Here is a 13,205-nt window from a genome sequence, read left to right as displayed (position 1 = left end):
GACTCCGTCACCACCGAGGTCGAAAACACCGAAGCAAACCGAATCCGCTCGAGCGCCGGCACCGACGGCGCCGACCTGGACGCGAGCGACGACGAGTCCGAACACGAAGAACCGGCCTCGAAGTTCGTCGCCGAGTGTCGCTGGTGCCGCGTCGGCTTCGAAAGCGAAGAAGACGCGGGTTCGCACGAGGACTGCTCGAAAGAGCCCGTCTCAGCCTGCCGATTCTGTGGCGAAGAACACACCACCCGAGACGACCCCGAGGATCACCTCTACTCGTGCGACGAGTATCAGCGCTACCGAGAGAAGGAGATACGGAACTCGCGGGCCCGCACGACGCACTCTGGTGGCGGCCTCGACACGCGTCAGTTCATCGACGGTCAGCCTCACGAGTTCAGCGCCTACCTCAAGTACGACAACGCCCTCAGCACTTACTTCGGGCTCGTTTCCCTGAGTAAGATGCACGACTTCGAGGAGTACGGAAAGCTTCGGGCGGGCCTCGAGTTCGACGACGAGGACTGGACGGTCGCGTTCCAGACGAAAAAATGCGGTATCGCACCGCCGGACGACGACTCAGACCTCGGTCCGTGGGATTGGAGACTCGAAGATCCGGTCGAGCTACTCATCTACGTCTACCCCAGCGCGTACGAGAGCTACGCCGCTGCGGGACAGGAGAACCGGCAACGGGCCTTCTTCAACGTATCCCCCCGGTGGCCGAACATGGAATCGGTCAACGACAATCCGATCTCGAACCCGCACGACCTGCTCGGCGTCGACGTCGATGTCAAAGGGAGTTACTTCGAGTTCGATCAGTACGCTGACCTCTTCCACGACGCGCTCAACGTCCTTCGCGAGCGCCAGACGGAGTTCGGCTGGAACTCGTACACCTCGATCGACGCGGATGCGTGCCACCCCGAGCAGACTCACAAATCGTCGAACGTCACCGACGCAGAATACTACGTGCGCGTCGCGAAGGAACTGACCGGGAAGGTCTACGCGTTCGACGGGACGCTTCACCGTATCTCGCTGCTCCTCGGACGCGAGCGGGCGGGATACTCAAAGACAGTTCGGGACGACCGGGAGTGCCCAGGCCACTACCACACCGCCACGATCGGGGCGATGCGCGCGGCCGCTCTCGTCGGCGGTCACGAACTCCCGAAGGAGTTCAAGCACTACCACATGCGGAAGCCGGACGCGAACGCGGGAACCGCGCTCGAGAATCCGAAGCTCGGTGTCTCGTTCCAGCACGGCCTCTACGACGATACGATGTACTGGGACGACCTCGACCGCCTCGAGCGCGAACTCGACGAGGGACTCCTGAACCTGCTTCGGTGGTCGGACCTCCCGACGACGCCGGACCATCAGGTGTTCGTCGCGGACGACTACTTCTCCGTCACGGGTAGTCGACGCTTCCGGAAGATCATCGAGAACCCGCTCCCGCGAATCGCCCAGCAGCAGGACGAAGAGGTTCGGCGGTTCGCCGTCGCCGGGAACCTCACGGAGACCGACGTCGACCTGGTCGACCAACTCCTCACCGACGGCGGTCACCTCTCGCCCGCCGACCTCGCCGAGCGGATCGGCGTCCACATCAGTACCTGCTACAAGTCGCTGAAGCGGCTCGGGAGCATCGTCCAGCACGACTACGGCTCCGTCGAACTCGCGTCGAAGCACATCGCGCAGGGAGTCGTCGAACACATCGACTCCGCCCGCGCTGTCGTCGAGAACACGCTCGAGGAAGCGGCCGACGACCTGGTGCGCGCGGAGACGTTTGGCGACGACGATCCGTGGAGTCGCTGGCTCGATCACTACGTCGACGACGTCCACGAGCACGACGGCAGCGGGAACCGCGACGTCCTCGAGTTCGGCTGGAAGCCGAGCGACCGACACGACGCGAAGCGCCTCATCCGCGCGGGAGCGATGAAGTGGGCGCAGGTCGCCGGCGAGGACATGCCCAAGTTCGCCCGCGAGTTCGAGATCGAGATGACGCTCGCGGACAACTCGCGCTTCAACCTCGACTGGAGGGCGCTGAAGAAGCTCCTTCCGAGAAACTACTCGGTGACTCCGTCGTACGGCTGACGCGGTGTCTCGTGAGTGGCAACACTACTCTCCCGTCTATTTTCCGGTAACTGTTTCCGCCTTTTCGCCCGGATCCTGATTCTTGAGTGAGGTGTTCGGTTCGTCGCCGTCGAGGCCGACGAGCGGCGGCGTTCGAAGTTCGCCGGGGGTACCCCACTTCTCCGTTAGGGGTGTCGGTAAAGACCGACACCTACAGATTACCTCACCCTTCGCTTCGCTCAGGGTTCAGATAAAACAGACGAAGTCTGGTCGCCGCGCCTATTCGGCGCGGCTTGCCGTACGGATGATTAATTATATCTTATTATAGATTGACAATTTCGCATTGGGGCTCGTTATTGGTGGCTAGATTCTTATTGGAGTCTCTTTGAAATTAACTGAGGTGCTGGACTCGCAACACAGTTGGTTATACTACTACTGCTCACTCTCTTCACTACTCAGTAGGGGCAACAGTACTGCGTAGAGTAATGGTAGCGGAATAGTCATATCCCCAGAAAACCTAACAAGTATTCCGCTACTCATAGTTATTGGACTAGTTACCGTAGAGTTAACAGCCGCAATAATCTTGCTCCTCGCTGGTCCAGATTTGTGAAATAATCTTATGAGCTTATATTCTGAAAGACGATCAGAGAGAGAGCGAGCCAGCGACAATTAACGTTTAGATTTGGTTCTCTATCTCGAAATCCGTAAGAGAGTCAATCCACAAGTAACATCGATATTGGGTGATAACCCGGCTGTATCGATGACGAAGCCGTACGAAGCACTTGTCGAAAGTCCACAGTCGGGTATGAACCGGTCCCAATTTTCTCCTGAAGAGCGTGCCGAACTTCGTCGTCTCAATGTCTCTGGAGGCGAAGGATCTGCCCGAAAGAGCACCAGCGGTAAATTCACTTCCATTTATTATTTGGAGGGTGACCTCCGGGCGGCAACTGCGCGATTTGTAGTGGAGAACCGACAAAGGCTAGAAAAAATAGACTTCTCGAAATCTAACGTCGTGCACACATCTGTTTCTCGAGAGGCTTATGACTGGATTCTTCACTGGCTCGGTGAACGCCAGCTCAAAATTCTCGACCGAGTCGTCCACGAATCACGTACCGAGATTGAGTGGATCATCTCTCAAGACAAATACTTCGCCGCCCCCAACCGGCGGTATAACACCGAAGCAACCGGATCAGTGAAAATCGAAGCGTCAACACCCGAAGCGGTATTCGACCAGTTACCACCACGTGCGACGCTTGAGGACATCCCCAATAGCGTGACCGGTGATCGGCAGTGGCTGATGGTCTACTTCGATGAACACCCCGATTTCAACTGTATCATCCGAACTGTTGGTGGATCAGTTACAATCTGGAAATATCCTGAGTGTTTTTCTGAGACATAGACCTCATTTCGTCGCAGTTTAGAATACGGTCAAGTAGGAAGTCGGTAGGACGATCTGCTCTCAGAGGCCAACGTCTAAATTCATAGTACACGTTCCAAGAAGGGCTAAGAAATTATTGCATATACGAAATCCGAAGCTTTTCTAAAAGTGGCTTCATCGGTTCACGATATGACTCGTCAGCCGCGGTCTCTGTCCTCTACACCTTTACGGACATTCTTGCTTTTAGGTATGCTGCATATCATTGCTATCTTCGGAGTAATCTCTAATGTCGGGGTAACTACCCAGCATGCAAACGCGAACGTGAATGCGGCAGATAGCCTTGTATGGAACATCGTAATTGGAGCATGGCTTTTCAGCGGTCTCGCGATTCTCGTTTATATGGCCCGCGAGAAGGTCTATGACACACGGTATTGGCGGTGGACTACATATGCACTCTCATTACTAACTACAGTAGGGTTAATCCACGTTACCTGGGTAGTAGGATCAGAAAACCTATTCACAGATGTGATGCTCTTCGTACGGTACTCTGCTGACCTCTTCATCCAAGGTACGAACCCATATACGGTCTCAATGGGACCTGCCTCAGATATCTATCAATCTATCAATGAAGTCCCAGCAGTCACCAAACACGTCGATGGATCACTCGTAACGACGTTTTCATATCCTGCACTTAGCTTCTTAGCCTTTGTTCCACAACGCCTCGCTGAGATCCCTAATGTGAGTCTCACCGTCATGATAGTTTTCTCCCTTCTCTTTCTATTCCTTGCTCGTGAGACTCCACATTGGATGTTCCCTGGGGTCGCTGTAGCACTTCTATTCAATCAATACGTCTTCTCAAATGCGTACTTCGGTAACATTGACCCGCTCTGGATCCTACCCCTCGCTCTCGGGATGCACTATTGGTACCACGGCCGACTTCCAATAGCAGCATTCATCGTTGGCATCGCTTTCGCTGCAAAACAAATCCCATGGTTTATCGGCCCATTCGTCGCAATCTGGCTTTGGAAAGACCCAGCGTATTTTAACCGCTCCCGCTGGAATGCGATCGGAATCTCATTAACAAGTGGTATCGCTGGCTTCCTTCTTCCAAACCTTTATTTCATATTTGATGCACCATCTGAATGGCTGCTTGATGTCTTCTCTCCTGTAGGGAGTAGACTCCCGTTCCAGACCCGCGGAACCGGATTAGCCGTACTGGTTCATTCAGGCGCATTCGACATCCCGAAAATCGGGTTCAAACTTCTCCTTATAATCGTAGTTCTTCTTTCGATGACGGTCTACTACCTCTACTTCGAGCAGATGAAATGGGCAGCGTGGGTACTTCCCTGCATGATATTCTTTTTCAACGATCGATCACTGTTCAACTATTTCGTGACGTTCATCCCACTCGCCTATTACGCAATCTTACTCAACCGCAACCTCGTTCCGGACCGTCCTCTTCTCTCGAAGCGGAGTCTCACTACGAAGGTCAAACGTCTCGCTCGGACATCTGCTGAGACAAATCAATAGCGATCAGGAGAGACGCAGCAACAAACAAGACAATCGCATACAGGGTTCCTTGGAGCAGATCCATTGCAAGTAACAAAACTAGAGTCACCAGAAGACCACCGCCAACGTATCGCCCATACTGTGTGACCCGAGCTGACGCTACGGCGAAGAGTAACGTACAGATACCAATGAGGGCGGCTATTGCAATCCCTACTGCTTGACCGGCGTCTACAGTACTAAAACTCACATTTGCACCGATGTTAACAAGTACAGCAAAAAGGCTGATTGCCCCAAGTAGCGAAATCAGGTCGTCAACGGCAAGCGCTTCTGGAGACACATCGTCCTCTTGTGTCCGGTTGTTAATACGCGACATTACTCATCGGCCGTTTAGGCCATCCGTACAAAGAAACATCGAAGGAGTCGTTACGTTTGTCCCGCGAAGGCGAGGTAGTCCGCGCCAGCGAAATTCAACATCGCACCGGTAGCGATTGCGATCACGTTCGCGAGTTCTGGCGAGAACTGCAACTTGCCAATCAGGAGGGCTAGCATCCCCGAGTACACCAGAAAGCCTGTCACTGACGTTGCGTGGAATTTTGCATACTGCTTCAGCCGGCCTTTAGATGGTTTCTCGTAGGTGAGTAGCCAATTCCCAGCAAAGTTCCAGTTAACGGCGACGAGGAATGCGAGAATCCCCGCAAACCAGTACTCGACTCCATGATTGAGTACTCCAAGGAATACAAGCGTATTGACCGCTGTGCCGGTGAGTCCGATAAGGCCAAACTCGACCATCCGGCGAACGCGACTTGGATCGGTGTATCTCTGAAGCCCTCGATCCACAATGCTAAGTTCGATCATATGTTCCATATAGTTCACATACTCGACGGCGGTGAGGTTTGACTCGCCATGCTGGCGGTCGCGGAACGTATAAGGAACTTCTTTGATCTCGTTGATCTGCCCTCGAGCAAGGATTTCCAAGAGGATCTTGAATCCCGTTGGATCTAGATTGTCTGGATCAACTGCGTCTTTGCGGATCATGAAGAATCCGCTCATCGGATCCGAGAGCTGCCTTGCTTCCGACAAGCAAATGTACGAGAGGTACTCCGCACCTTTCGAGACCACTTTTCGAGTAATCGACCAGTTCTCGATGTTCCCACCTTCCGATCGGCGTGTGCCGACTACCGCGTCAACACCAGGTTCAAAAGCACTATACAGGTCAGGAACGCGTTCTGGGGGGATGCTGAAGGTCACCATCAATCACTCCAACATACGACCCTCGTGCTTCTTTGATACCTCTCACGACTGCAGAACCAAGGCCTCGATTCTCTATCCGACGAATCACTCTGACGCGAGGATTATCCTCAAATTTGGTCTGAGCCAGCTCCCAGGTTCGGTCTGGTGAATCGTCGTCGACTACAATGCACTCTACACCGAGATCAGAACAAGCCTCAAGAAGGCGATTGAGGAGAGGGATAATATTCTCCCGTTCATTGTAACTGGGAATAACGATACTAACGTCGAATATCATCTATACAGAAAGTCAGATATTCTATTATATATACTCAACGATTACAGCTCGTCGAGGAATGTATTCGTGATTGTCAGATGTTATTTTGAACTCTTAGGTTCTACTGATTCTAATGTCATCGACCCTTGTTTATATTCGGAACTAGGATATAGAGCAACAAAGGGATGAAGTATTTGAGACATCCCGGAGTATACGTTTCCATCAATATGGATTCTTGATGTGTTCGGATCGTCCCAGCCCATGTCATCATATATCGATTTGATATCGACCACCTCAGTGAAAGTCTCGTTAATTTCACTGGGAACGTATTTTATGAAATAGTCTAGTTCTCCTCTAGTGTTTTTTTGTATTATTTCTGATTCACTATTAGCAAGTACAATCCATATCCTGCGGTGACGATCTATTATTTCCAGTCCACACGCCTCAGATGGGAACTGTTCTGGCTCTGCTAGGAAACTAGGAGACATTTTGATTTTAATCGCTTTCGCGGGACTTCCAAGTTTCTGCGCGAGTCCGATCATGGTCCATGGACCTTGCTTGTCGCCTCTCTTCACGCTGAATTTGGCTCCTGCTTCAACTTGTTCTAACTCTGTTTGATCTTCCCCGTTACTTTCTAAAGAGATATTCCATCCGTAGGGATATGGCTGTGAGTTGCTTACTTTCACCATCCATTTTTTCATTTCTGGGTTTCTAATCGGCCATATCTCTGCACTCTTTTGTACTTCTCTTTCTAACGCCACCTGTCTCCTACTTATGGAATCCTGAATAAACAGTACGTATTGGTTAGAATATGGAATAGCAGCCCCTGGAGTAGGGGCCACAATTCTGTACTCTGATTCTTCACCTGGCTCTAATTTCTCCGGACCGTCACGAATCTCCCAATAGAATTTTGTTTGCAATCCTTGACGGATTGTGCTAAATTTTGGTATGATTGGATTTTTTCCTTCGTTCTTCAGGTACACATGCAATGACGAGATTCTTTGTATCCTAAATTCGTCGTACTCCCCAGTTACTTTCCAGTCTCCCTCCAGCTCCGCTTGTTGATGTATCTCCGGAGCTAAAAGAGTCGCTCCGACCCCACAGAAGCCAACAATTCCTTGCGTGAGAATGTCCCTTCTGTTCATTTTATCTCTCCAACTATTTTTTTGGCAAACTGGGCACTTCTATATTCCATAATCGGTTTAGTAAGCTGGTACCGCAGAATCACAGCGTAATAGGCCAATATCGGGAAATATATAAAGTAACTGAGGAAAGAGCGATAATGGAAAAAGTAAATAACCATTGGGAATATCCATGCCGCCCATCGAATGCTTTTGAAATGTCTGAAATAAATGAACAATGACAAAACAAGCGAGAGAACAAATAACCCTAGAAAGTATTCTCTGGGAAGGATATAATATCCGCTGGTGGAGAGGGAAACCAAACCAATCCCTTGCATGGTGAGGGGAGACCCTCCAGCAACTGGTGTTAAAACACTCGATAGCCACTCTTCGGGACTCCATATTATAAACGGAATATTCGGAAGGAGGAATCCTAACAGACCAAACCAGACCGTTCTACTAGCTCGATTGGCGAACTCACTATTACTGTTACTGACATGATAGAGCCATATCGCCAGATACGGACCGATCAGCCACGGCACTTGTTTCACGCTAAAGCCTATTCCAACAACAAATGCGGCGATTGAGTAGAATTTCTCTGACCAGAGTTTCATCCCTACTAATAAAAACGGCACATAGATGATATCGAATACTCCTCCTGACGAGAACATCACAAATTCCTGTGTGGCAAGGAATATACTTACTGAGGCGATTTTCATGACGCCACTAGTATCTCTTACAAGAAATCCAATCGTGATAAGAAGAATAAGGAGACTAGTGTGATTGATGTTTTGTATTCCAAGCGCTACCTGCGGCAAGAATGGCAAAAAAGACATCGAAGGATAAGACAATGAGGTAACGATTGTCCCATCAATTCGATATGTGACGAATCGGAGATCAATTGGATACTGACTGTATGCAGAAGACATTGAGTGAGCGAATGGATTCTTCCCCGATAGGACCAGATCGGCTGAATATCGAGAAAACAGTAGTGCATCAGTCCCAAACAGGCGAAATTCTGGTCGGGAAATAAAAGCAGCTACAATCCAGATTACTACCGTCGCAGTCACAAGCCAAGCAATCAGCCGATCATTCTCCCATTCTAGGTACTGTAACCCTGCATAGATTATCAAGCCAACACCGAGCAGAGGCGATAGTGATAAAAGCTCCGACTGAAGTGTAGCAAGGGGTGTGAGAAATACAGCAAAGCGGAGTACCACTACCCCACAGGCAGCAATGATCAGACTACGTGGAAGTGTACTAGAAACATGAGGTCGCAAATCATCATATTCAACATCTGAGCCCTCCACCTGATCTCTTTTGATTGAATTTGTACTATCTGTTTGGATGTATCCACATATTGCTATTGCAGAACCAACAAACAACGTGCAGAGAAGCCAATAATGCCAAAAAGGCACACTTGTTCCAGACTGAGAATATACAACGAATGTGGACACGACAACCGATAGTCCAGTAGGAAGGCCGTACTTTCGAACATCTACCTCGGAGACAGATAGAACTGAGAGCACAAAACAACCGAGCAGGAGAAACCAGACAGCTGCTTGGTCCAGTAATTGGCCTTTGACAGGATCAGCCAGATCCAATACCACACCGGTTAACAAAAGCGCTGCCAGGATTGAAAGAACGTCACCTACTACCTGAACAGAGACATCTAGCCGGTTACGTGATATCTGTGATATTGTTTCGTCGATTCCCATCTGCGTCTTAATAGAACCCCGTCTCGTACTCCGGGTATCCTTTGCAGACTCGAGATACGCCCTCTTCAAACGAAATCTGTGGCTCCCATCCGGTCGTTTCGCGCATCTTCGAGATGTCGGCCTTTGTGTCGTGGACATAGACATCAAGAGGGTTCTTGACGTACTCTGGCTCAACGTTGGTCCCTAGTTCCTCGTTAATTAACTCAATCATTTTGTTGAAGGTATATGATTCGCCTGTGCCGAGATTGTAGATTCCCTGTAGTTTGTGGTCCGCTGCGAGCTTGATGCCGCGAACAATATCGTTGACGTGAGTGAAATCGCGGGTTTGGGAGCCGTCGCCGAACACTTTGGGTCGTTCGCCGTTTGCGATTTTGTGGGTGAACTGCGCGACGGTGTTGGCGTACTCCCCCTTGTGTTCCTCGGCACCGCCGTAGCCCTGATATACTGAGAAAAATCGGAGACCTGCGAGGGTCATGTCGTAGTGGTGGTGGAAGTACTCAGCATATTGTTCGCGAGCGAGTTTGGAGGCTTCGTAACAAGTCCGTGCTTCGACCGGCATGTCTTCCGGCGAAGGGTTGGTCCGGGAACCATAGATAGAAGATGTCGTTGCATAGACGACGATATCGCAGCCATCCGCGCGTGCTTGTTCAACAGTATTGACGAACCCTTCGATGTTCACCCGCGTCGCCTCGCGCTTGTTCTCCTCAGCCATCGTGTACGAGGAGTATGCCGCGAGGTGAAACAGCACATCTATGCCCTCGGTGGGGAGGTCGTCGTCGAGGACGCTAGCATCGACGAACTCAACGTCATCATTAAGATTCTCAGGTGTTCCAAGGTGGAGGTCGTCGACAGCCACTACCTCGTTGTTGGTGGCGAGGTAGTTGGCGAGGTTCGATCCGATGAACCCTGCCCCCCCAGTGACGAGTACTCGTTTGTCGTGCATACCGTACCGGAGTCGTGACGGTATTAATAAGTGTAACGTATTCGTATAGGTCTAGACAATTTGGTTTAGCGCTAGTATATAGTGCTCTGCGTGGCACGTGCGCTCGTCAATAATAGGTTAGACTGGTCAGGCGATGAACAAGTATCCGGAGGTATATTTCTCATTATTATAAATTCACTACTGCTTGACTAGTAGGAATAACACACAAAGCATTTATATGACGGGTAGTTTGTCTGAACTACCCCTACCCAGATGACGCGCCGGCGAGTAAGCACCCGTCCAATTGGAACGCGAAAGGCGGACGGATCTGCCAAAGCTTGTGTCATCACCCAAGCAAAACAAAACATGACTGATAAAACCACGAAACTGCGTTCGGTGTTCCTTGCATTCGTGATGGTCACGTCCGTATTCGCGGGCACCATCGCGTTCACGGGAGCACTCGCTGGGACTGCAGCAGCAGCCAGCACACCTGGCAGCACCTCCTACCAAGGAGGCGCAGTCCACTACGACGACCCTAACGACGAGAACGGCGACGTGATCGTTGAGGTACCGCTGAACGAATCCATCTCGGCAGACAGCCAGACGATCGCCAACTTCACGCTCCTGGACGACGATAACAACGTCTCCAAGGACGGTTGGACGGTCACCCAGGACGGCGACTCCAACGCCATCATCATCGACACCAAGGGCGATGTCATCCGCTCGAACGACCTCGAGGTTGACATCACCGCACCGGAAGTCGTAAACGGTGGCGAGAAGTCCGTTGTCTTCGCCTCGCAGTCCGTCGCAACGGACACGAGCGTTGACGACTTCTCCGCCTTCAAGGGTTCGACGGTTGCCGTCCGTGCAAGCACGGGCGACTCTGTCGAAGTTGAAGGTCCCGACAACTTCTTCACTAGTGGGAGTGTCGGCGACAACAGCGAAGTTTACGTCTTCGACACGAGTAACCGTGACCTCGGCGACTACGAATTCACTGTCTCTGATGACAGTGGTTCCACCTACGACGCCGAGTTCAACGTCACGGTCCGCGACCTCGGTCTCGAAGTCGATCTCGATGACCTGACGGTTACGGATGAAGACGCTATTGAAGGTACTGTCTCCGCGAACCGCGGTGGCAGCCAGGTTGATCTCTCGCTCCAGGACTCTGACGAGGACGAAGTCGCAAACGACACCGTGACTCTCAACGGTCAGGGTGAAGCCGACATCGACTTCGCCTCGCAGGAGACGGGCAACTACACGATCGTCGCGACGGACCTGAACACCGGTGTTGAGGTCGAATCCTCGTCGATCGAAGTTTCGGACGCCGGTGAAGGCAGTGCCGACATCGGTGGCGAAGGTATCGTTACTGACCAGCGTGGTGACATCGCGAACATCACGATCGAAATCGAGAACGCTGACTTCGCGACTGTCACGCTCGGATCCGACGATGTCGGCTTCGAGAGTAACGTGACTGTTGAAGACGTCGACGGTGACGGACAGGTCAACCTCCTGTTCAACACCTACGCTGCGATCAACGCGCAGGGCGACGTCACCAATGGCGATGTCTACGACGTTCCGTCTCAGGACGAAGGTGACGACGACTCCATCGAGAACGCCACCATCGAGCAGAGTGTTGGCTCGCTTCTCGATGCAGGCGAATACGATCTTGAAGTCCGCTCGGGCGAAAAGAAGACCGCCGACTCGCAGGGCGTCGGCACCCTTGTCCTCGAAGAGCGTACCACGGACGGAATCGTGAGCTGGACGGCTCCGAACAGCCTCGAATCCGACCTTGAGGACAAAGACGACGTCTACGAGGCAATCGGTAACAACAACATCACGCAGGACAACAACGTCGCCTACGGCGATCTCGCTGTCCACCAGCTTCAGGCTAGTGGTCTGGAGGGTGCACTCGTCGAGAACGACTCCGACATGACGAATGCATTCCTTGCACTCAACGGTGGCGCGTACAAGCTCACCGTTGAGCAGACTAACCCTGGTGCGAACCGTGATGCCTACACGCTCGAACTCGGCGCCGACAACACGACTGTCGTTGCCGACGCTGACAACGACACCTACTTCGTGGTTCTCGACACTGACGAAGTCTCCGCTGACCTTCGCAGCGTCGAAAACGACGACAGTCTGATGGCTAACTTCACCGTCATGGCCGACGAGGGCAACCTCACGGTCGATGACGAGCAGCAGACGGTCGAAGACGAATACAGTCTCGTCGAGGCCGAGCACGATGTCGACGAACCCGTGAACGTCTCCGCCTCGAGCGCCCAGACGATTTCGGGTGAGACGACTATCGCGCCCGGTACGGAACTCAGCCTGCGTGTCCGCTCCAGCGGCGACACGCAGCCGAGCTTCCTGAAGACCGCGACCGCGTACGTCACTGAGAACAACACGTTCTCGGCGACGTTCGACTTCACCGAGCAGGAAGCCGGTGACACGTTCGACTTCCGTGTGACTGACTCCAGCAGCAGAGCTGACAGCCTCACAGTCGAGGGTAACGTCCTTGAATCGGTGGAAACCGAGACGGAGATGACCGAGACGGACGCGCCTGACACGGCGACGGACGCGCCTGACACGGCGACGGACGCGCCGGACACGGCCACGGATGCGCCGGACACGGCCACGGATGCGCCGGACACGGCCACCGAGGAACCGGCTGACGACACGGAGACGAGCACGGGTACGCCCGGGTTCGGTGCCGTCGTCGCAGTCACGGCACTCCTCGCCGCCGCGCTCCTCGCCGTCCGCCGCGACTAACGTCGAACCACCGGCTCACGCCGGTCACCTCACTTCACCTTTCTTTCGACGCCACGACCCGAGAGCGGTCGCGCCGGTCCGACCGCCGGAGGACAGTCCGCCAGCGGGCGACACTCCAGCGGTCTGACTGGAGGGGCGCACGGAACGACAAGGGATTTAGTCGGGGCACTCCACCTGTGCTGTATGCCCGGATTGCGTCTGACGGCCCTGCGTGGGCGGCTATCGTCGACGT

The 13,205-nt window shown here is 52.7% G+C and carries 10 protein-coding genes; 4 read left to right on the top strand and 6 right to left on the bottom strand.

Annotation, left to right across the window (positions count from 1 at the left end; all coding sequences use genetic code 11):
- The 3 genes from GJ632_RS22135 to GJ632_RS12225 form a co-directional block, all read left to right on the top strand.
- Positions 1 to 2,073 (top strand): Lrp/AsnC family transcriptional regulator (locus tag GJ632_RS22135; protein ID WP_197427984.1); only part of this gene is annotated, 2,073 nt, incomplete at its 5' end.
- Between the two features lie 739 nt (positions 2,074 to 2,812).
- Positions 2,813 to 3,451 (top strand): hypothetical protein, encoded by a 639-nt coding sequence (locus GJ632_RS12230; RefSeq protein WP_191453078.1) that lies wholly within the window; start codon positions 2,813 to 2,815, stop codon positions 3,449 to 3,451.
- Positions 3,452 to 3,679: 228 nt separating this feature from the next.
- Positions 3,680 to 4,960 (top strand): glycosyltransferase family 87 protein, encoded by a 1,281-nt coding sequence (locus tag GJ632_RS12225; protein ID WP_197427983.1) that lies wholly within the window; start codon positions 3,680 to 3,682, stop codon positions 4,958 to 4,960.
- Here GJ632_RS12225 and GJ632_RS12220 read toward each other — a convergent pair.
- The 6 genes from GJ632_RS12220 to GJ632_RS12195 form a co-directional block, all read right to left on the bottom strand.
- Positions 4,920 to 5,276, bottom strand: coding sequence for a hypothetical protein (locus GJ632_RS12220; RefSeq protein WP_191453074.1), 357 nt, complete (start codon positions 5,274 to 5,276; stop codon positions 4,920 to 4,922). The genes GJ632_RS12225 and GJ632_RS12220 overlap by 41 nt on opposite strands.
- An 86-nt stretch (positions 5,277 to 5,362) precedes the next feature.
- Positions 5,363 to 6,190: a GtrA family protein gene (locus tag GJ632_RS12215; RefSeq protein ID WP_191453073.1), complete on the bottom strand. Its 828-nt coding sequence runs from the start codon at positions 6,188 to 6,190 to the stop codon at positions 5,363 to 5,365.
- The gene (locus GJ632_RS25940; protein ID WP_191453071.1) at positions 6,153 to 6,464 is read right to left on the bottom strand and encodes a glycosyltransferase; all 312 of its coding nucleotides are present in this window, start codon (positions 6,462 to 6,464) and stop codon (positions 6,153 to 6,155) included. The genes GJ632_RS12215 and GJ632_RS25940 overlap by 38 nt, the downstream gene beginning before the upstream one ends.
- 80 nt (positions 6,465 to 6,544) lie before the next feature.
- On the bottom strand, positions 6,545 to 7,588 hold the full coding sequence (locus GJ632_RS12205; RefSeq protein ID WP_191453069.1) for a hypothetical protein: 1,044 nt from the start codon (positions 7,586 to 7,588) through the stop codon (positions 6,545 to 6,547).
- The gene (locus GJ632_RS12200; protein WP_191453068.1) at positions 7,585 to 9,282 is read right to left on the bottom strand and encodes a hypothetical protein; all 1,698 of its coding nucleotides are present in this window, start codon (positions 9,280 to 9,282) and stop codon (positions 7,585 to 7,587) included. The genes GJ632_RS12205 and GJ632_RS12200 overlap by 4 nt, the downstream gene beginning before the upstream one ends.
- Before the next feature lie 7 nt (positions 9,283 to 9,289).
- Positions 9,290 to 10,225 (bottom strand): NAD(P)-dependent oxidoreductase, encoded by a 936-nt coding sequence (locus tag GJ632_RS12195; RefSeq protein ID WP_191453066.1) that lies wholly within the window; start codon positions 10,223 to 10,225, stop codon positions 9,290 to 9,292.
- 345 nt (positions 10,226 to 10,570) lie between these two features.
- Here GJ632_RS12195 and GJ632_RS12190 point away from each other — a divergent pair, with 345 nt between their 5' ends.
- Entirely contained in the window at positions 10,571 to 12,973 is a 2,403-nt protein-coding gene (locus GJ632_RS12190) for a BGTF surface domain-containing protein (RefSeq protein WP_191453064.1), read from the top strand.
- The last annotated feature ends 232 nt before the right edge of the window (positions 12,974 to 13,205 follow it).

The organism is Halogeometricum sp. CBA1124 (genome assembly GCF_009741955.1).
In the GTDB taxonomy this organism is placed as follows: Archaea; Halobacteriota; Halobacteria; order Halobacteriales; family Haloferacaceae; genus Halogeometricum; species Halogeometricum rufum.
This window is presented reverse-complemented; position numbering and strand designations above follow the sequence as displayed.

Coding starts and splice junctions, on each gene's coding strand:
- GJ632_RS12230 (WP_191453078.1), top strand. CDS start 2,813: ATGACGAAGCCGTACGAAGCACTTGTCGAAAGTCCACAGTCGGGTATG.
- GJ632_RS12225 (WP_197427983.1), top strand. CDS start 3,680: ATGCTGCATATCATTGCTATCTTCGGAGTAATCTCTAATGTCGGGGTA.
- GJ632_RS12215 (WP_191453073.1), bottom strand. CDS start 6,190: ATGGTGACCTTCAGCATCCCCCCAGAACGCGTTCCTGACCTGTATAGT.
- GJ632_RS25940 (WP_191453071.1), bottom strand. CDS start 6,464: ATGATATTCGACGTTAGTATCGTTATTCCCAGTTACAATGAACGGGAG.
- GJ632_RS12205 (WP_191453069.1), bottom strand. CDS start 7,588: ATGAACAGAAGGGACATTCTCACGCAAGGAATTGTTGGCTTCTGTGGG.
- GJ632_RS12200 (WP_191453068.1), bottom strand. CDS start 9,282: ATGGGAATCGACGAAACAATATCACAGATATCACGTAACCGGCTAGAT.
- GJ632_RS12195 (WP_191453066.1), bottom strand. CDS start 10,225: ATGCACGACAAACGAGTACTCGTCACTGGGGGGGCAGGGTTCATCGGA.
- GJ632_RS12190 (WP_191453064.1), top strand. CDS start 10,571: ATGACTGATAAAACCACGAAACTGCGTTCGGTGTTCCTTGCATTCGTG.